Annotated in this window: 20 protein-coding genes; 14 read left to right on the forward strand and 6 right to left on the reverse strand. The window is 65.8% G+C overall.

Annotated features, from left to right (window positions below; all coding sequences use genetic code 11):
- Positions 1–371: 371 nt before the first annotated feature.
- Positions 372–803, forward strand: a complete 432-nt coding sequence (locus tag AC3WJB_RS08985) for a hypothetical protein (RefSeq protein ID WP_492678548.1) — start codon at positions 372–374, stop codon at positions 801–803.
- Entirely contained in the window at positions 790–1,380 is a 591-nt protein-coding gene (locus AC3WJB_RS08990; RefSeq protein WP_492683150.1) for a group II intron maturase-specific domain-containing protein, read from the forward strand. Before AC3WJB_RS08985 ends, AC3WJB_RS08990 begins: the two co-directional genes overlap by 14 nt.
- A 93-nt stretch (positions 1,381–1,473) precedes the next feature.
- On the opposite strand, the gene AC3WJB_RS08995 is transcribed toward AC3WJB_RS08990, so the two are convergent.
- From AC3WJB_RS08995 to AC3WJB_RS09015, 5 genes are all read right to left on the reverse strand, one after another.
- On the reverse strand, positions 1,474–3,330 hold the full coding sequence (locus AC3WJB_RS08995; protein ID WP_492680748.1) for a tetratricopeptide repeat protein: 1,857 nt from the start codon (positions 3,328–3,330) through the stop codon (positions 1,474–1,476).
- Positions 3,331–3,347: 17 nt separating this feature from the next.
- Complete coding sequence (locus AC3WJB_RS09000) at positions 3,348–4,676, reverse strand: aspartyl/asparaginyl beta-hydroxylase domain-containing protein (RefSeq protein WP_492680750.1); 1,329 nt, start codon at positions 4,674–4,676, stop codon at positions 3,348–3,350.
- Between the two features lie 106 nt (positions 4,677–4,782).
- Positions 4,783–5,814, reverse strand: a complete 1,032-nt coding sequence (locus AC3WJB_RS09005) for a YncE family protein (RefSeq protein WP_492680752.1) — start codon at positions 5,812–5,814, stop codon at positions 4,783–4,785.
- Between the two features lie 241 nt (positions 5,815–6,055).
- The gene (locus tag AC3WJB_RS09010; RefSeq protein WP_492680754.1) at positions 6,056–7,114 is read right to left on the reverse strand and encodes a DMT family transporter; all 1,059 of its coding nucleotides are present in this window, start codon (positions 7,112–7,114) and stop codon (positions 6,056–6,058) included.
- Positions 7,084–7,293: a hypothetical protein gene (locus AC3WJB_RS09015; protein WP_492680756.1), complete on the reverse strand. Its 210-nt coding sequence runs from the start codon at positions 7,291–7,293 to the stop codon at positions 7,084–7,086. Before AC3WJB_RS09015 ends, AC3WJB_RS09010 begins: the two co-directional genes overlap by 31 nt.
- Before the next feature lie 191 nt (positions 7,294–7,484).
- Between AC3WJB_RS09015 and AC3WJB_RS09020 the strand changes: the two genes are divergently transcribed.
- The 12 genes from AC3WJB_RS09020 to AC3WJB_RS09075 all read left to right on the forward strand — a co-directional run bounded on the left by AC3WJB_RS09020 (position 7,485) and on the right by AC3WJB_RS09075 (position 16,643).
- Positions 7,485–8,030, forward strand: a complete 546-nt coding sequence (locus AC3WJB_RS09020) for a cytochrome oxidase (RefSeq protein WP_492680758.1) — start codon at positions 7,485–7,487, stop codon at positions 8,028–8,030.
- A 2-nt stretch (positions 8,031–8,032) separates the two neighbouring features.
- Positions 8,033–9,532 carry a cbb3-type cytochrome c oxidase subunit I gene (locus AC3WJB_RS09025; protein WP_492680760.1) on the forward strand — a complete coding sequence of 500 codons (1,500 nt, stop codon included), beginning with the start codon at positions 8,033–8,035 and terminating at the stop codon, positions 9,530–9,532.
- Positions 9,504–10,121 carry an SCO family protein gene (locus AC3WJB_RS09030; protein WP_492680762.1) on the forward strand — a complete coding sequence of 206 codons (618 nt, stop codon included), beginning with the start codon at positions 9,504–9,506 and terminating at the stop codon, positions 10,119–10,121. The genes AC3WJB_RS09025 and AC3WJB_RS09030 overlap by 29 nt, the downstream gene beginning before the upstream one ends.
- The gene (locus AC3WJB_RS09035; RefSeq protein WP_492680764.1) at positions 10,118–10,726 is read left to right on the forward strand and encodes a hypothetical protein; all 609 of its coding nucleotides are present in this window, start codon (positions 10,118–10,120) and stop codon (positions 10,724–10,726) included. The genes AC3WJB_RS09030 and AC3WJB_RS09035 overlap by 4 nt, the downstream gene beginning before the upstream one ends.
- Before the next feature lie 160 nt (positions 10,727–10,886).
- Positions 10,887–11,606, forward strand: a complete 720-nt coding sequence (pxpB, locus tag AC3WJB_RS09040) for a 5-oxoprolinase subunit PxpB (RefSeq protein WP_492680766.1) — start codon at positions 10,887–10,889, stop codon at positions 11,604–11,606.
- Positions 11,603–12,571 carry a 5-oxoprolinase subunit C family protein gene (locus AC3WJB_RS09045; protein ID WP_492680768.1) on the forward strand — a complete coding sequence of 323 codons (969 nt, stop codon included), beginning with the start codon at positions 11,603–11,605 and terminating at the stop codon, positions 12,569–12,571. Before pxpB ends, AC3WJB_RS09045 begins: the two co-directional genes overlap by 4 nt.
- Positions 12,568–13,338 (forward strand): LamB/YcsF family protein, encoded by a 771-nt coding sequence (locus AC3WJB_RS09050; RefSeq protein ID WP_492680770.1) that lies wholly within the window; start codon positions 12,568–12,570, stop codon positions 13,336–13,338. Before AC3WJB_RS09045 ends, AC3WJB_RS09050 begins: the two co-directional genes overlap by 4 nt.
- Entirely contained in the window at positions 13,332–14,033 is a 702-nt protein-coding gene (locus AC3WJB_RS09055; RefSeq protein WP_492680772.1) for a DUF969 domain-containing protein, read from the forward strand. Before AC3WJB_RS09050 ends, AC3WJB_RS09055 begins: the two co-directional genes overlap by 7 nt.
- A gap of 1 nt (position 14,034) precedes the next feature.
- Positions 14,035–15,003, forward strand: coding sequence for a 5-oxoproline transporter, DUF979 family subunit (locus AC3WJB_RS09060; protein ID WP_492680774.1), 969 nt, complete (start codon positions 14,035–14,037; stop codon positions 15,001–15,003).
- Positions 15,004–15,007: 4 nt separating this feature from the next.
- The gene (pcp, locus tag AC3WJB_RS09065; RefSeq protein ID WP_492680776.1) at positions 15,008–15,658 is read left to right on the forward strand and encodes a pyroglutamyl-peptidase I; all 651 of its coding nucleotides are present in this window, start codon (positions 15,008–15,010) and stop codon (positions 15,656–15,658) included.
- A 2-nt stretch (positions 15,659–15,660) separates the two neighbouring features.
- A complete protein-coding gene (locus AC3WJB_RS09070) occupies positions 15,661–15,900 on the forward strand; it encodes a DUF167 domain-containing protein (RefSeq protein ID WP_492680778.1) in 240 nt (79 codons plus the stop codon).
- A gap of 179 nt (positions 15,901–16,079) precedes the next feature.
- Positions 16,080–16,643 carry a lipid-binding SYLF domain-containing protein gene (locus tag AC3WJB_RS09075; protein WP_492680780.1) on the forward strand — a complete coding sequence of 188 codons (564 nt, stop codon included), beginning with the start codon at positions 16,080–16,082 and terminating at the stop codon, positions 16,641–16,643.
- A 102-nt stretch (positions 16,644–16,745) separates the two neighbouring features.
- On the opposite strand, the gene nhaD is transcribed toward AC3WJB_RS09075, so the two are convergent.
- The gene (gene nhaD / locus AC3WJB_RS09080) at positions 16,746–18,122 is read right to left on the reverse strand and encodes a sodium:proton antiporter NhaD (RefSeq protein ID WP_492680782.1); all 1,377 of its coding nucleotides are present in this window, start codon (positions 18,120–18,122) and stop codon (positions 16,746–16,748) included.
- Between the last annotated feature and the right edge of the window lie 43 nt (positions 18,123–18,165).

Raw genomic sequence — 18,165 nt, forward strand, 5'->3', positions numbered from 1 at the left:
CTTGGAGGTGAAAGTCCTCTACCCACCCGGCAAGGGGAAGGGTTAGCGGAAGGCAAGGGCGTTGCGGGTGACCGGACGTCTGAAGGAAGCCGGAAGCAAAACGCTGGCCTGACGAACAGGAAGCGGATACGAGGCGACACGTTGGGGTGAGGCAGCCCAAAAGGCCAAAGCCCGGTACTTGCACAGACGACGTGGCGTAAATCCGACAGGCAAAAGCGGGAAGGCAGGTGTGTCATACCCGGGGAGATCTCGCCTTGTGGGTGAAAGCCCGACGGTGTGAACCGGAGCGAGAAGTCAGCAGAGGCCATAGTAGGCGCGACATGACCGAAGGGCCGAACATGAGAGACCGCGATTAGGACGGTTGAACCTCGATGATCGACGAGAAGGCAGAAGCCCGGGAAGCCGGGGCCAAGGGCCGAGAGGCGGGACAGTATCCCGTGGGCAGGCCGTGTGGTGCCGAGTCGATCACGGCGGCAGCCGGGCAAACGAAAGCGGAGGTGTCACGGCTGATGGAAGCCGTGATCGAGCGCAGCAACGTGTGGTCGGCGTATCAGAAAGTGGTCCGCAACGGTGGCGCACCGGGGGTCGATGGCCTGACGGTGGGATCGTTCAAGGACTGGTTGACGATGCATTGGCCCAGCGTGAGAGCGGCCTTGTTGGCAGGACAGTATCTGCCATCGGCGGTGCGCGCGGTGGACATACCCAAGCCCTCGGGCGGGGTACGGACACTGGGATCGCGAACTGGAGAAGCGCGGACATGCGTTCTGTCGCTATGCGGACGATTGCAACATCTATGTTCGTAGTGAAGCGGCAGGGCAACGCGTGATGGCCGCCATGCAGGTGTTCCTGGAAGAACGCCTGAAGTTGCAAGTCAATGCAACGAAGAGTGCATGTGCAAGGCCGTGGAAGCGCACGTTTCTGGGCTACACCCTGACCCACGCCGCTGGTCGAATCAGGCTCAAGGTCGCACTACCAAGTGTGGTCCGTCTGACCGGCCGCGTGCGTGAGCTGTTACGTCAGGGACGCGGGCGCAGCCTGACTCGGACTCTCGAAACACTGAATCCGGTGCTTCGTGGATGGGTTGGCTACTTCCAGCTCAGCGAGAGCAAGACGGTGTGGAAGGAACTCGACGGATGGTTGCGGCGTCGGCTACGTTGCCTGTTGTGGCGACAAGCCAAGACGCGTCAGCGGCGCACCGCGATGCTGCGCCAACGAGGGCTGCCGGAGGCGCGGGCCTGGCACTCCGGCCACAACGGGCAAGGCCCGTGGTGGAACAGCGGTGCCAGCCACATGAATCAAGCGTTTCCGAAAGCCTTCTTCGACCGGCTGCAACTGGTATCGCTACTCGACACCAGCCGGTATCTTCAGTGTCACTCGTGAACCGCCGTATGCGGAACCGCACGTACGGTGGTGTGGGAGGGGGCCGGAGGATTCCGGCTCCCTACCCGATTTCTTCATCCAACGGCGTGGATGCTACGGCGCCGGCACCATGTCACAAGCCACGGTAAGCCGGAACGCGTCGTCCGTGAAGGGCACGGTGCCGTGCCACATGCACGAAGGAAAGAGCGCGAGGCTGCCCGCGCGTGGATGCAGGATCCGCCTCGGCGCAAGATCGAGCCCGAGGTCGACCGGAGGCTGGCCAAAGCCGATGGAGCCGGCAGTCTTCGCCGCGTCATCCATCACGGGTGGCAGGAAGACGTAGAACGCCGAACTGATCCAACCCTGGTGGTGGATATGGTTGACGTGGTATCCGTTCGACACGAGTTTCACCGACCACGCGCCGCGCATGGCGATGTGCGGGACCTTTCGGCGTAGGAACGGATGTCCATCGTCATCCGGCAAAGTCGCGATCCAGCGCTCGGCGGATTCCTGGATCGCGCGCTCGACCGCCTGGATGGCGGGCTCCAGGCGCCCGAATAGATTGCCGGGCGTCTGCGTGCCGTGCCGCAGCGTCTGCCTCAAGGGTTCACGCGAGGCGCGGTGCAGCGGCAGCAATGTCGTCTGCAGATCCTGCAGGAATTCGCCCACGTCGGCATACCCGGGTGGCGCGTCGATATCGACCAGGGTAATGAGCCGCTCGTAATCGCACAGCCAAAACTCGCGCGCGTCGCCAAGCAGGCGCCAGGCCGTACCGAGATATGCCCACGCCTCCTGGTTGCGGGAATCCTGCGCCAATGCTTCCTCGGCCCGTGCCGCGGCAGCCTTCCACTGCCCGGTCCGGAGCAGGTGCCGGGTGCAGGCGTTGAGGAAATCCGGCGTCCGCAGCGCAGTCGTCGAGTACAGCTCGTCATAGATGCGCCCCGCTTCCTCCGCGCGCCCCAGCGCATCCAGCACAGCCGCCTCGAAACGACGGAACGGCGGTTGATCATTGTGGCTGCGCAGCGCCACCATCTGTTCGAGCGCCGCCTCACCGCGACCGGCCTGCTGCAGCAGCTGCGCATACGCATAGCGCAGCGGGGCGTCGTCCGGACGCGCCCTGACTGCGGAAGCAAAGTCGGCCATGGGATCGGCGTCGGTTCCCGTGCCATCCCCGTACTCCCACAGGATCCGGGCAAGCGTGCCATGTCCCGGCGCGAAGTCCGGATAGGTGGCCGTCAACTGGCGTGCGGCGGCGATGGCCGCATCGACCTGCCCGGCATCGAGCAGGGCGCCAGCCTCGGCGTCGAGCAACTCCGGTGTCTCGGCCCCCGCCGCCCGTGCCGATTCATAGCACGTGAGCGCCTCCTCCACTCGCGCCTGCCGGCGCAGGACATGGCCCAGATGCATGAGGACGCGCGGCTGCCGGGGGTCGCAGGCCAGTGCCTTGCGCAATGCCGCTTCGGCGTCCACCGGCCGGTCACGTGCATCGAGCGAGCTGGCCAGGCCGTGCCAGGCTGTGGCGGAGCGGGGCATGCAGGCGGTCGCGTGCCGGAACGCGGCTTCGGCTTCTTCGTGGCGCTCGCGGTCGAGCTCGGCCAGTCCCAGGTCCAGCCAAGCCTGGCCAAACGCAGGTGCCAGGCCCACGGCCCGGCGCCACAAGCTGGCCGCTTCATCCAGGCGGTCGAGGCGCCGGAGTGCCGTGGCGAAATTCGCGAGCAGATGCGGATCGTCGGGCGTCAGCTCCAGCGCGTGCTGGAACGGCACACACGCAGCCTGGTGCATGCCGCGCTGGGCCAGGGATACCGCCCACAGATGCCACGCGGCGACCGCGTCGGGCGCTTGGGTGGCAACGGCTTCCGCCAACCGTGACGATGTGGCGAGGTCGCCGGCACGCAAAGCGCTCTCGGCCATGGCCAATTGGCGCATCAAGTTGGCGGGCAGGGACGGCGGTGATGGATGTTTGGCGGGCATGCTCGACTCGCCGGGTCTCAATCCTTTGCCCCCGGCTGCACGGCGTCGCGGCAGGCGTCGACGAAATCACCGATGGCCTCGACCAGGTCGGTGACGGCCAGCCGTTCGACCTCGGTCATATCCGGGTTCCAGCAGTCGAAGATCATCACCACGCGCGTCTCGCCACTCTTGTTCCAGGCTTCGTGCTCCATGGTGTCATCGAACGTCACGCAACGGCCTTCCTCCCAGACGTGGATATCGCCGCCCACGCGAATGGCGCAATCGGGTGGCACGATGAGTGGCAGGTGCGAGGTCACCCGGGTATTGGTGACGCCGCGATGCGGCAGGATGTGCGTCCCCGGGCGCAGCACCGAAAACAGTGTTTCGGGCGAGTGGTTCCGCACGCGGTCCAGCGGCAGCATGTCGAGTGCGGCCGCCGTGTGCGGGCAGCGGGCGCAATGCTCGTCGTGGCGCTTGCCGTGGCGATGGAAGAAATACGCGTCCCAGGTTGCACGGCCGGGGCCGAACGCCGCGAGCATGTCCGGCCGGTCTTTGATCTTGTCGCCCAGGAACGGTTCCAGGTTCTGCGATTCCCGCAGCACGGCGCGCAGTTCGTCGCGGATCACGCTGGTCTTGGATTCAAGCTCCTCGTACCACGGAAGCAGGTCGCGCGGGTAATAGGTACGCGCGGGTACGCCAGGCAAGTGGAAAAACTTCGACCGTTGCCGCGGGTCTTGCCAAGCAATTGGCTGTTCGCCGAGGTAGCCCGCGAGTGCCTGTGCGACCCGTACCAATTCGGAACGGCCATAGCGCTGGCGCAGCGGTTCAAGGACATCATTGAACAACGCATGGCGGCCGGTGGCGATGTAACGTACGGCATGCTGTACCGCATCACGCCCGCCGGGAGGGGTGGTCTCGTCATTCAGCCATTGACCCTGTCCCTGGGCAAGGTTTATCGCCGAGAAATATTCGATCAGCGCCTGATGGGAATCGCCCAGCCGTTCCAGCACAATCCCCAGTCGCAGGTGCGCTTCGAACATGCCGGGAGCGAGCTGCAGTGCCCGACGCAGACTGTCGGATGCCGCCCCCATGTTGCCGTCCAGCATGTGCGACGTGCCGAGCTGATGCCAGGCAGGCGCGTCGTCCGGATGCGCCCGCACCGCGACCTGCATCAATTCGACGGCACGGTGGCCGGCGCTACGCATCAACTGGCATCGCGCAAGGAATTTCAGCGCTTCGAGGTCGCCGGGCTGGCTCTCCAGCAGCTGGGTGTATGCGGTCTCCGCCAGGGCCTCATCATTGTGCTGGGCGGCGAAACGGGCGCGCTCACGAAGCGCAACGGGCTGCTGGTTTGCTTCATTCCCCATCGGCGCACTCGTGGTTGATGAGTCGGCGTAGCCTGCGACTACCCGGCATGATACCGGATATCCGTAAAACCGAGCTTGCCTCGGACGGCGCGACAGCAATCGCGCATCACCCTCCAGGGCCCGGTTGCGTGATCCGAAGCACAGGTTTTCCGTGTGCGGGTTTAAGTGGGAAAAACGCTTCATGCGTCATCGGATCCACCGCCACGACGTGGGCATTGGGTCCAAGCCGCGCGGTTCCGAGTGCGCTGACTGTTTTCCCTTGCACCTTGAATAAGGAGACCTGTCCGGATTCGCCGGCGACGTACAGCCAGTCAAGCACGGGATCGAACGCAAGCACGTCCGGGTCCTTGGCGACATCAAACGAAGCGAGCACTTTGCGGCTGGCGAGCTCCAATACCAGCAGCCTGTCATTCCCTTCGCAAGCGATGAAGGCGAGCCGTGCCGCGGAATCTATGTACAATCCGTGGTTGCCTTTGGCACCCGGCAGGTCGATGCGTGCAACCACCTTGTCGGTGACCGGATCAATTTCTGCCAACTGGTCACGCGTCTGCGCGTTGGCGAAGATGTGTCGTGACACTGGGTCGTACTGGGTATTGCCGACTTCCCCGCCCAGCGGGATCGTGGCAATACGCTTGTTGCTCATGACGTCGATGACCGTATTCGTGCCGCCGTGCTCATCGGAGACATACAACTTGCGCACGCCAGGCGCGTAGGCCATGCCGTCCGGATAATCACCGCCGGGTGTGCGTGCGACGACCTTGAAAGACTTGGCATCGATTGCGACCACTTCATTGGTTCCGGTAGCCGATGCATAGACGCGATCCAGTTGCGGTACGTAGAGCACGCCGTGCACGTGGCTGACATCGGAGATGGTCGTGATCACTTTCCGTTGCGCAGTGTCGAACACCACCACGGCGCTGTCGCCGAGATGTGCGAGAAAAAGGTGATGACGCTTTGCGTCGAAGCTGGCGTAATCCCAGCGCGTTGCATTGCCAGGTAGCGGCACGTCTGCAACCGTGGTCAGTGGCAATCGGCTGCCCAGGCCGTCGGCTTGGCTGCACGCCGGCACGAATACGGCGAACGCCAACAGGACACCTGGCGCCCAGCCTCGACAGAAGTGGTTTGCGATGGTTTGCATTCGCCGGCGCTCGTTGTGAAAAAGATCATACGCCCGTCATCACGCTCGCCGTTCTTCCAGTGGCTTGAGATCCGGGCGCCGCGGCGACTTCGTTCATCGAAGCACCCATGGGTCTGTAGTATCTATGGCCTTGGCATAGCGTACGCCGCATGGACGCAAAGCTCTCCGCATGGTTGATGCCGGTGGTATCGCTGCCACCGTGAGCCTTGCGCCGCACGTGCTCTGAGCATCACGCCGCGACTCATTCGTGCTTGTGCTGGTGATGGATATCCGGGTAATGCGGATGGCTGTGGGTCAACGGCGCGTGGGTGTGCTCGTGGGCGTGCGGTTCGCGGCCGTCCCAGTCGAAATCGTGCGCGTGTTGATGATGTTCGTCGTGTACATGGCGGTGCGTGTGGGTGATCGGTTCATGAGTGTGCAAGTGCTCGTGGCGCTCGGTTAGATGCAGCCATACGCCAGCGCCCATCACGGCGGCAGCGAGCCAGAATATCCATGAGGCGTGTTCGCCGAACGCGAGGATCGCTATCGCCGCGCCAATAAATGGCGCGGTAGAGAAATACGCGCCAGTTCGCGCCGATCCCAGACCCCGCAAGGCCAGCACGAACAGCACCAGACTGATGCCGTAGCCGAGCAATCCGACCGTCATTGCCATGCCCATGACCGGGATTGCGGGCAGCCGCGCCCCAAGTGCCAGCGCAATGCCGACATTGACGATGCCGGAAATCAAGCCTTTCAGTCCGGCAAGGAACAGTGCGTCCGATGCCGACACCTTGCGAGTGAAGTTGTTGTCCAGCGCCCAGCACAGACATGCGGCGGCGATCAGCGATGCACCCCAACCAAGGCTCATGTGTTGCGACGGGGCCGGCAAAGCCAGCAGCACGGCACCGGTGACGATCAGCACCATGCCCAGCACGATGCGGCGATCGGTGTTCTCGCGGAATACGATCCATGCCAGCAACGCCGTCAATACCGCTTCCAGGTTCAATAGCAGCGAAGCGGTCGCTGCTGCAGTTCGGATCAGTCCGAACATTAGCGCCAATGGACCGAGTACGCCGCCGAAGCCGATCGCGAGCAATAGCCAGAACCACTCCTTTCTGGCCAGCGGCGGCGTGCGCCAGCCATGATCCCGTGTGATGCGGATTAAGCCCAAGCCGACGCCGCTGCCGAGATATAGCAACCCAGCCAGCAAAACGGGCGACAGATCCCGTAGCAACGCCTTGGCCAAGGGCGTGCTGGCACCGAACAATGCCGCTGCCGTCAGGGCGGCGGCTATGGAAGGAGAAAATGCGCTGCGTCGCATTCGCGCAGATTAGCCGCATCGAACAAGGAGTTTGATGTCAACGTATCCGCTTGCCGATCCGGAGGCAGTAATGCGAAACGTCGGGGTGGGTTCGAAAACGGACCGCCAAAGCTTTGTACCGGAGTGCTGCCTCCATTTTCCAGCAGCACCCGGTCGAGCGCCGGCGTCAGCGCGTTCATCACCCGCCACCCGCCTGCCGTGCTTGGCAAGCCAAGCACGATCACTGCCACCAACATCAGGTACTTGAAGTAGGCGAGGGAGACAGTTGCCGCAGGCGGAGGAAATCGGGTGGCCCATGCTGCCCGAATGAGCTTTGACACCAGGGCCGACGTGGACCATAGTGGCTCCGTCTTGACTGGTGGGGACCGTCATGATCCTTCAGGACCTCGTCTGGACCATTGCGCTGGTTGGCATGAGCCTGGTCGCGTTGGGTTTCATCCACGTGATCCGCCAGGCCGGCAAACCGGCCGACGATGCGGCGACGCGCAAGGCCGCGCACACCTCCAACGTGCTGCGACGATGGCTGTTCGGCGCCATGCTGGTCATCTTCGTGGGCGCCACCTACGCTACGCTCCACCGCTTTCCGATCGCCTCGCAGCACGCTGCGCTGGGTATCCAGCAGGTGGTGAACGTGACCGGGCAGCAATGGTCATGGCAGATTACGCCGAACACGGTACGCGCCGGCAGCCCGGTGGAGTTCCGGGTGACCAGCAAGGACGTGAATCACGGTTTTGCCATCTACGCGCCGGACGGCCGGATCGCCGCGCAAACCCAAGCCATGCCGGGTTTCACCAACAAACTGGTGCACACCTTCACCCAGCCCGGCACCTACCGGGTGATGTGCCTTGAGTATTGTGGTCTTGGGCATGCGCCCATGACCTCCGAGTTCACGGTGGTCACTGCGAGCGGAGGCTGACCATGGCTGCTCTCACGATGTACCCCGAAAACGAACGTCTGGCCGGCGGAAACCGGGTCGCCTTCAACCTCTACGTCATCTCGGCCGTGGCGCTGTTCGTGCTGATGATGTTGCTCGGCCTGGTCATGCGCATGGGCCAGGCCACCTGGCTGTCGGTTCAACCCGATCTTTTCTACCGCATCCTCTCGATGCACGGCGCCGGCATGGTCGGCACGGCCGGCCTGGCAACCACTGCGGTGATGTGGTTCTTCCTGCGCCAGCATGTCCAGCTGCACCTGTGGGCGTTCGTCACCAATTACGTGATGTTCCTCCTCGGCGCGCTGTGCCTCATCTTTGCCATTTTCGTCGATGGCTACGGCGCGCTGTGGACATTCCTCTATCCGCTGCCCGTGCGCGGCATGGGGCTGTGGGGTCCCGACGCCGCATCCGTGTTCATGCTCGGCTACCTGCTGATCGGCGTGGGCATGCTGGTGTTCTATCTCGACGCCGCCGCCGCCATCATCAAGGTATACGGCAACCTCGGGCGCGCGCTGGGGCTGCAGTGGCTGTTCCACGGCACCATCGACCCGGATCACCCGAAGACCGTGGTGGCCAGCACCATGGTGATCATCTCCAACGTGCTGGGCATCCTGGCCGGTGCCGTGGTGCTGGTGATGAGCCTGGTCAACGCGTTCTATCCGGAAATGGCATTGGATGCACTGCTGGCCAAGACCCTGATCTACTGGTTTGGCCACATGTACATCAACGCCACCATCTACATGGGCGTGATCGCGGTGTACGCGCTGCTGCCGCGCTATTCGGGCCGGCCATACCCGATCTCCCGGGCTTTCCTGTGGTCCTGGGCGCTCAGCACGCTGTTCGTGACCATCGTGTTTCCGCACCATCTGCTGATGGACTATGCCTTGCCGCGCTGGTTTGCGGTCATGGGCCAGCTGGTGTCGTACGGCGCGGGGTTCCCGGTGTTCCTGGTCACCATGTACGGCGCGCTCACCAACATCTATCGCGCGAACATGCGCTGGACGATGCCATCGCGGCTGATGGTCCTGTCGCTGTTCGGCTGGGCGGCGGGGATCGTGCCGGCCATCCTCGACGGCACCATCCGCATCAACCTGGTGATGCACAACACGCAGTGGGTGCCCGGACATTTCCACTTCTACCTGTTGCTCGGCGTACTGCCGATGGCGCTGGCCCTGATGTTCCACGTGATCGGCCAGCGTGCGGACGCGCCGCCGAACAACGCCGCCGACCGGCTGGGATTGCCCGTCTACCTGATTGGCGGACTGATCTTCACGCTCGCCTTCCTCGATGCCGGGCATCTCAGCGTGGCGCGGCGCATGGCGACGCACCTGCCAGAGTGGATCGCCACCGACAAGATGGGTTCGATCGGCGCGGTGCTGGTGGTACTGGGCATGCTCTACTTCGCGGTGCGCATCACGGTGGGTCTGCTGAAGGCGCCGGCGCGCGGAGAGCCCGATGGCAGTACTGCGAACGCTGCTGGCTAGCCTCCTCCTGCTGGCGGCGGGCCTCGGAGTACTGGCCGCCGCCACCCACGGATTTCGTGCCTACACCAGCGAGACCGTCCGCCGCATCGATATCCGCGAGCATCCCCGCACGGTTCCATCCACGCTGTTGCAGACCGCAGATGGGCGACGAACCAGTTTCGGGGAGCTGCGCGGGCGCTGGCTGCTGGTCGATTTCATCTACACGCATTGCCTGACCTACTGCTCGGTGCAAGGGAGCGAGTTTGCGCGCCTGCAACGCGAACTGGCCGGACCGATCGACGCCGACAAGGTGGCGCTGCTGAGCATCAGCTTCGACCCGGCCCGCGATGATCCCGCGGCGCTCGCCGATTACCAGCGTCGGCATGGCGACCGCGGCGCGGGCTGGATCGCGGCACGCCCAGTCGATCAGGCGGGCCTGGACGAGCTGCTGCACCGGTTCGGCGTGGTCGCGGTGGCGGACGGCATGGACGGCTTCGTGCACAACGCCGCGATCGCGGTGGTCGATCCGACCGGCAGGATCGTCGCCATACTGGACTGGAACGACTGGCGTGCCGCCGTCGGTTACGTCAGCGGGTCATCCGGACCATGAAGCCGCTCTCCGGCCGCCTGTGCCTGGCCGGCGCCTTGCTCTGGGCGGCACTCGCCTTGCCTCCCGTGCGGCACGCGCTCGAATCCGCCATGACCCTGCACATGCTGCTCCAGATCCCATTGCTGGCGCTGGCCGGTGGCTGGCTGGCGAAAGGAACGCCACGGTGGCTCGAGCGGTCGCTGTCGGCGTGGAACCATCGCGGCATCAGCGGACTGCTGCTGGCCTCGCTGGCGGGACTGGTGTGGATGTTGCCGCTGGCGATGGACGCGGCGCTCGATGACCCGCGGGCCGAACTGGCGAAGTTCCTGAGCGTGCCGCTGCTGGTCGGCGCGCCGATCACCTTGAGCTGGCCACGGGCAGGGTTCGTGGTGCGCGGCGTCGTCCTGCTCGAAATGATCGCCACGATGCTGCGCCTCGGCTGGCTCTACCTGATTTCACCGGTACGCCTGTGCAGCAACTACCTGTTGGACGACCAGCAACGACTCGGCAGAATCCTCCTCGTCGCCGCCTTTGTCGTGCTGCTGATACTTGCCTGGAAGCTGATGTGGGGAAACGTCGACAACAGGCATACGACTCGCGACGATGCCCGGGGCGGGCGCGATTGACTGGCCACGCCGCGGTCATTCGCGGACAAGGGGACGGCGGCAATCAAGTGGCCCCACCTTCGCCGGGGGAATGCCCGCGCGGGTTCATAATGTCGTGCATGCGCGTAGCCGGCTGATGAGTTCGGCCTGGTGCGTATCGCTGCCGTACGGAAATCCGTTCATGCATTTCGCTGTCGAGCCGTTGTCCGAAGACACGCTGCTGCTGCGTTTCGGCGAACGCATCGATAGCGAGCTCAATGCCCAGGTCCAGGCTGCGGCGCGACGCTTGGGCATGGCGTCGCTGCGCGGCGTGCTGGACATTGTGCCGGCCTACGCCAGCATCCTGCTGCGTTTCGACCCTGCGGCCTGGGACGACGCCAGCGGCCGTCCGCCCCATGCGCAAGTGGAACAGGTGCTACGTACCTCACTCGCGCTGCTACCGCCGCCAGCAGCTGGCGTCGAACATGCCGAGGGCCGGGTCGTGGAGATTTCCGTGTGCTATGGCGGCACGCATGGCCCGGATCTCGAAGCGTTGGCCACCCACGCAGGCATGAGTCCCGCAGAAGTCATCGCGCGGCACGCTGCGGACGTCTATACGGTCGCGATGCTGGGTTTCGCGCCCGGCTTTCCGTATCTGCTCGGGCTCGATCCGGCCCTGCACATGCCGCGCCGCGCCACACCGCGCACGCGGGTGCCAGCCGGCTCGGTCGCCATTGGCGGCGCGCAGACCGGCATTTATCCGCGCGAACTGCCGGGTGGCTGGAACCTCATCGGGCGCACGCCACTCGCCTTGTTCGACCCGCGACGTGACCCGCCGTGCCTGCTGGCGCCGGCCGACCGCGTCCGTTTCCGCGCGATCAGCGCGGAGGAATTCTCCGCCTTGATGGAGCGCCCGTTGTGAGCGTCGAGGTCGTCAAGCCCGGCATGCTGACCACGCTGCAGGATGGCGGCCGCAGCGGCTACGCCGAGCTCGGCATCGGCCGCAGCGGCGCGTTCGATGCGCCCGCGCTGCGCATCGCCAACGCGCTGTGCGGCAACGCGCGCGATGCCTGCGTCCTGGAATTTACCCTGCTCGGGCCGACGCTGCAGTTCCACACCGCGGCCTGGATCGCCGTCACCGGTGCGCCGATCCCGCTGCGGATAGACGGTCGCGAGCTGCCGCGGTGGGCACCGGTGCAGGTGGCAGCTGGCGCACGGGTCGGCCTGGGCGCCATGCCGCGCGGTTGCCGCGGCTATCTCGCCGTGCGTGGCGGCTTCGACGTGGAGCCGATCCTCGGCAGCCGCAGCACCGACCTCCACGCTGCGCTCGGGCCGTTCGCAGGCCGCGCGCTGCGCGCCGGCGATCGCTTGGCGATTGCCGCCGTCGATTCGCCGCTGAGCGCGCGCGCGGCATCCGGTTGGTGGCTGGACGCGCGACCTTGGTTCGCGGAGGACGCTGCGCAGCCGCTGCAGTTGTTGCCCGCCCGCCACCAGGCCGACTTGACCGACGCCTCGCGCCGCGCCCTGTTCGCAGGCGCGTTTACCGTGCAAGCCGACTCGAACCGCACCGGCCTGCGCCTGCAGGGGCCGTCGTTGGTATGGCAGGCGCCGCTCGAAATGGTCAGCGAAGGCTGCGTGCCTGGCCTGCTGCAGTTGCCGCCGTCGGGTCAGCCCATCGTGTTTGGCGTCGAGTGCCCGGTGAGCGGCGGTTATCCGCGGATTGGCCAGGTTGCCGCGACCGACCTGCCGCGGCTCGCCCAGGCGCGTCCCGGCGCCGTGCTACGCTTCGCGCCGTGCACGCTGGCGGACGCGTGGCACGCGCTGCAAAAGCGCGAACGCGCGCTTGCCGACCTCGAAACCCGTATCGCTACGCGCTTGTCCGCATGAGGCAGATCGATCTCAACGCCGATCTCGGCGAATCCTTTGGCGCCTGGCGCATGGGCGATGATGCCGGCGTCATGCCGTGGATCACCTCGGCCAATGTCGCCTGTGGCTTCCATGCCGGCGATCCGCCGGGCATGCGCCAGACCGTATCGCTGTGCGTGCGTCACCGCGTCGCGCTCGGCGCACATCCCGCACTGCCTGATCTGCAGGGATTTGGCCGCCGCGAGATGAGGATTTCCCCGGATGAGGTTTACGCCCACACCCTGTACCAGATTGGTGCGCTGCAGGCCTTTGCCCACGCGGCAGGGACGCGGCTACGGCACGTAAAACCACATGGTGCGCTGTACAACATGGCTGCGCGCGAGCGTGCGCTGGCCGACGCCATTGCCCATGCGGTGGCGGACTTCGACCGCGGGCTGATCCTGGTCGGGCTCGCCGGCAGCGCGCTGGTGGCGGCGGGAAGAGCGATGGGCCTGGTGGTGTCGCGTGAAGGCTTTTGCGATCGCCGCTACCGGGCAGACGGTTCGCTCACGCCTCGCTCGGAGCCGCACGCGGTACTCGAGGATCGCGCCGAAGTGGTGGCCCAGGCCGTGGCGATTGCGACGCACCAGCAGGCGGTCACGGCCGATGGCGCCGCCGTGCGTGTCGAGGCCGATACGCTGTGCGTGCACGGCGACCGGCCGGACGCCGCGCGTTTCGCCCAGGACTTGCGCCAGGCGCTGCAGGAGGCCGGCGTGCAAGTGACCGCCGGGCCGGCCCACGCATGCTGACGCAGTGGCTGCCGCTGCTGGGCGTTGCGGTCGTCGTCATCGGCTTCGCGCTGCGCTTCAATCCGGTGCCGGTGGTCGTGGCCGCGGGCGTGGTGAGCGGCTTTGCCGCCGGCAAGTCCGCGGGCGACATTCTCGCCTTGCTCGGCACGAGCTTCGTGTCCGAGCGCGCGCTCCTGCTCTTCGTGCTCACCCTGCCAGCCATTGGCGTGCTCGAGCGTGCCGGCCTGCGCGAGCATGCGAGCAACTGGATCGCCTCGCTGCGCAGAATGACCTTGCCGCGCCTGCTGATTGCCTATCTTGGCTTGCGCCAGGTCCTTGCCATGTGCGGCCTGACCAATGTCGCCGGCCAGGCGCAGACCGTGCGGCCGCTGCTCGCGCCCATGGCTGAAGCCGCGGCGGAAAAGCGCGGCACGCCGCTGACGCTCGAAGAACGCCATGCGGTGCGCGCGTTCAGCGCCGGCACCGACAACGTCGGCATGTTCTTCGGCGAGGATGTGTTTGTCGCGCTTGGCGGCGTGCTGCTGATCCAGGGCTTCTACGCGCAGCACGGCATCGAGCTCACGCCACTGCATATCGCCTTGTGGGCGCTGCCGACCGCGATTGCGGCGTTCATCATCCACGCGCTGCGCACGGTGCTGTTCTCGCGCCGGCTGCAGCGGCCGGCGCCGGATGCGCGCCGCGAGGCATCGCGCTGAGATGCTGCGCATCGAGCACGCCTATTGGCTGATCGCCGCATTCCTGGCTGGCGCGGCGTGGCTGAACCTGCGCGGGCGGCGCTGGTCGCACGCGGCGTTCTGGGCTGTGCTGGCTGCATTGCTCGGCGGTGGCGATGCGGTGCTGCGTGCTGCGGCCGCGCATGACGCATTGCCGGCGCAGCTTGCCGGCGCCGGCGTGCTGGTGCTCGCGGTGTTGTCACCGCGCATGCACCGCGGTGAGCTCGTCGAGCGCGATGCCGCGGCACGCCAAGCCGATGCGCAGCGTCTGGGCCACAAGCTGTTTGGCCCGGCGCTGCTGATCCCGCTGGTGACGCTGCTGGTGGCGCTGTTTGGGGGGATGCTCGTCGTGCATGGCGTCGCCCTGTTTGCCAAACCGCAGATGACGTTGACCGGGCTGGCGCTGGCCTGCGTCGTGGCGTGGATCGCGGCATCGGCAGTCACCGACGCGCGACCGCAGGCCGGGTTGGTCGAGGGCCGGCGCCTGCTCGACACGCTGGGCTGGGCCGCGCTCTTGCCACTCACGCTCGCCGCGCTGGGCGGCGTCTTTGCCGCGACTGGCGTCGGCACGGCGCTTGCCGACCTCGTGCGCATGGTGATTCCGGTCGAGAGCGCGCTGGCGTGCGTGTTCGCGTACGGGATCGGCATGGTGCTGTTCACCGTCATCATGGGCAACGCCTTTGCGGCGTTCCCGGTGCTGACTGCAGGTATCGGCTTGCCGCTGCTGATTGGGCTGCATGGCGCCAATCCCGCAATCCTCGGCGCGATCGGCATGGTCACCGGCTATTGCGGCACCTTGTTCACGCCAATGGCGGCCAACTACAACATCGTGCCGGTGGCGCTGTTGGAACTGCCGCAGCAGTCGGCCGTGATCCGCGCGCAGTGGAAGACCGGCGCCGTGCTGCTGGTCGTCAACCTGCTGCTGATGTACTTCCTGGTGTTCCGGTTCTGAGCCGATGACCAGCTCCACGCCCACGGTCCTGCTGACCGGCTTCGCGCCATTCGCCGGCGAGGCGATGAATCCGTCCTGGCAAGCGGTGCGGGCGCTCGATGGCAAGCGCATCGCGCGGCATCGCGTCGTGGCGGTGGAGCTGCCGACTGAATTTGGCGCCGCGCTGCCGGCCTTGCGGCAGGCCTTGCGCGCGGTGCGCCCACGCCTCGCGATTGCCTTTGGCCTTGCCGGTGGTCGCGCCGGCATCTCGCTTGAACGGGTCGCCATCAACGTGATCGATGCGCGTATCCCGGACAATGTGGGCGCGCAACCCATCGACGTCCCCGTGCTGCGCAACGGGCCGGCCGCGTACTTTTCGACGCTGCCAATCAAGACCATGCTTGCCGCCCTGCAGCGGTCAGACATCCTGGCCGGCGTCTCGCAGACCGCGGGCACCTATGTCTGCAACCAGGTGTTCTATGCGCTGATGCATGCCGCGCGTCGCCAGGATTTCCAGGCTGGCTTCGTGCACGTGCCGTGGTTGCCCGAGCAGGCGACACGCCACGTCGCTCCCGGCATGCCGCTCGCGCAGATGCGGCAGGCGGTTGGGATCATCGTGCGCGTCGCGCTGACTACCGCCACCGACGCGCGCCTCAGCGGCGGCGCGGTCGCCTGATCGTGAGCCCGCGGGTCGCGATCATCGAAGTTCGGGTGAAGCCGCGCAGCGGGCAAAGCCGGCTGGTGCCGGCCGGGGATGGCAGGTGGTTGGCGCAGTTGAAGGCCGCGCCGGTCGAGGGCAAGGCAAACCAGGAGTTGATCGCCTTGGTGGCCGCGCAGTTTGGCTGCAGCCAATCGGCCGTCAGCATCAAGAGTGGGGCCGCAGGCCGGGTCAAGCTGGTGCGCATCGAGACGGACTGAGCGACTCGCTCGCGACGCGGCTTCGCGCGGTGCCGCCCGCGCGGGGATGGGGGTGGACGCGGGGTGTGGACGGGCTTGCTGGCTTCACGTCGGATTGACCGCGGCGGCCCTACCGTGGCCACATGGTCTGGCAGGGCTCGCTGCTTGCTGACCTCAGTTCAATCGCTCGGAGGTGGCTCATGAAACGCTCGTCGATACTCCTGTCAGGCGTGATGCTGTTGCTGTGGGCGGCGGTCAGCTGGGCTGATGCCTACAGCGATACGACCGACTTGTTCCGGCACTCGGAGCAAAGCCGGTCCTTCTTTTCCAACTCCTACGGTTACGCAGTGTTTCCGACCATCGGCAAGGGTGGCCTTGTGGTGGGGGCGGCGCATGGCGAGGGCCGCGTCTATGTGCATGGCAAGCACGTCGGCGACACCTCGATGACGCAACTGAGCATTGGCGCGCAGTTGGGCGGCGAGGCATACAGCCAGATCATCTTCTTCCAGGACAAGGCGGCGTTCGACACGTTCACCCAAGGCAATTTTGAGTTTGGCGCGGGTGCTGGTGCGGTGGCGATCACCGCGGCGGCGGGTGCCGACGTCGGCACCAAGGGTGTCAGCGGCAACGCGAGCGTCACCAAGGACAAGGCGAAGACGGCAGCGACGTACTACAAAGGCATGGCCGTCTTTACCATCGTCAAGGGTGGCGCGATGTACCACGCCACCATCGCCGGACAAAAGTTCACCTACACCCCGAAATAATCGCGTGGACCAGATGGCCCAAGGCCAGGCGCACTCACATCGTAGCTGCGCCTGGGGTCCACGGATGGCGTGACATGACGCCGCCACCGGCGCGGAGGGCGCCTAAAGGCCACCTGTGCCGCCGGTGAAATGCTGGGCATTGAGCAGCAGGTGCGTGCCGATGCTGGCGACGTAGCCCAAGGCGATGGCCCAGGTCCAACGCAAGTGCGAAGCGAAGCTGTACATGCCGCGCGAGACGCCCATGAGCGCCACGCCGGCAGCTGAGCCGATTGACAGCAGGCTGCCGCCGACCCCGGCGGTAAGCGTGATCAGCAGCCACTGTCCATGGTCCATGGGTGGGTTCATTTTCAGCACGGCGAACATGATCGGAATGTTGTCCACCACCGCCGAGAGCACGCCCATGGCCGTGTTGCCGAGGGTGAAGCCCAGCCCGCCGTACAGATGTTGCGAGGCCAGGTCCAGGTAGCCAATGACTGCCAATCCGCCGACGCAGCCGAAGACGCCATAGAAGAACAGCAGCGTGTCCCACTCGGCCCGGGCGATGACGCGAAAGATGGAGTAGGCCACGGGCGCGATGCCGGGCTCCGGCGGATCGCGTTGTTCGCGGCGCTCGATGTACGAAGCCAGGAGGCTCAGCAGGGCCAGGCCGGAGAGCATGCCGAATGCGGCGGGCAAGCCCAACCATTGCTTGCCGGCCACGGTAATCGCGATCGTCAAGGCAAACGTCACGCAGATCGCGAGGCCGCCCCGCCGGATGCGTGCCGTCGATTCCAGTGGTTGCGGCCGCCCGCGGGGCACCGCCAGGAACATGCATGCTGCCGGCACCAGCCAGTTGACAAGGGAGGGCAGGAGGATCGCGAAGAACTCAGTGAACTCGACTTTGTGCGCCTGCCACACCATCAGCGTGGTGATGTCCCCAAACGCGCTCCAGGCGCCGCCGGCGTTTGCCGCCACCACCAGGTTGATCAGGGCAAGCGTGCAGAAGCGGGCATTGCCGGTGCCAAGGGCCAGGATCACGGCCGACATCACCAGGGTGGTGGTGAGGTTGTCCAGCACGGCGGAGAGGAAAAACGCCACCACGCCGGTGATCCAGAACAGCGTGCGGTACGCATAGCCGCTCCGCGTCAATTGCGCGCGCAAGGCTTCGAACACGCCACGCTCGGCCATGGCGGTGACAAAGGCCATTGCCACCACCAGGAAAAAGAAGATCTCCGCGTATTCCAGGAACATCTCGTCGAATGCGGCGCGGGTGGCGGCGCTGCCGTCGGTCTGCCACGCGATCAAGGCCCAGATCAGCGCCGCGCCCAGCATCACCGGCTTGGACTTGGCAATGTGGATGCGCTCCTCGAAGATCACCGCAAGGTAGGCGATGACGAAGATCAGCAGCGCCAGCCAGGCCACCGGATCGCCGAGCAGGTGGAGGTTGGCGCCGGCGTCGGCGGCGCCGGATGCGGCCAGCATGGTGGAGAGCAGGTACATGCGAGGTCCTGGTGATTTCGGCGGCGCGGGCACTGTCCGGCAA

The organism is Rhodanobacter sp. FW510-R10, assembly GCF_058781105.1.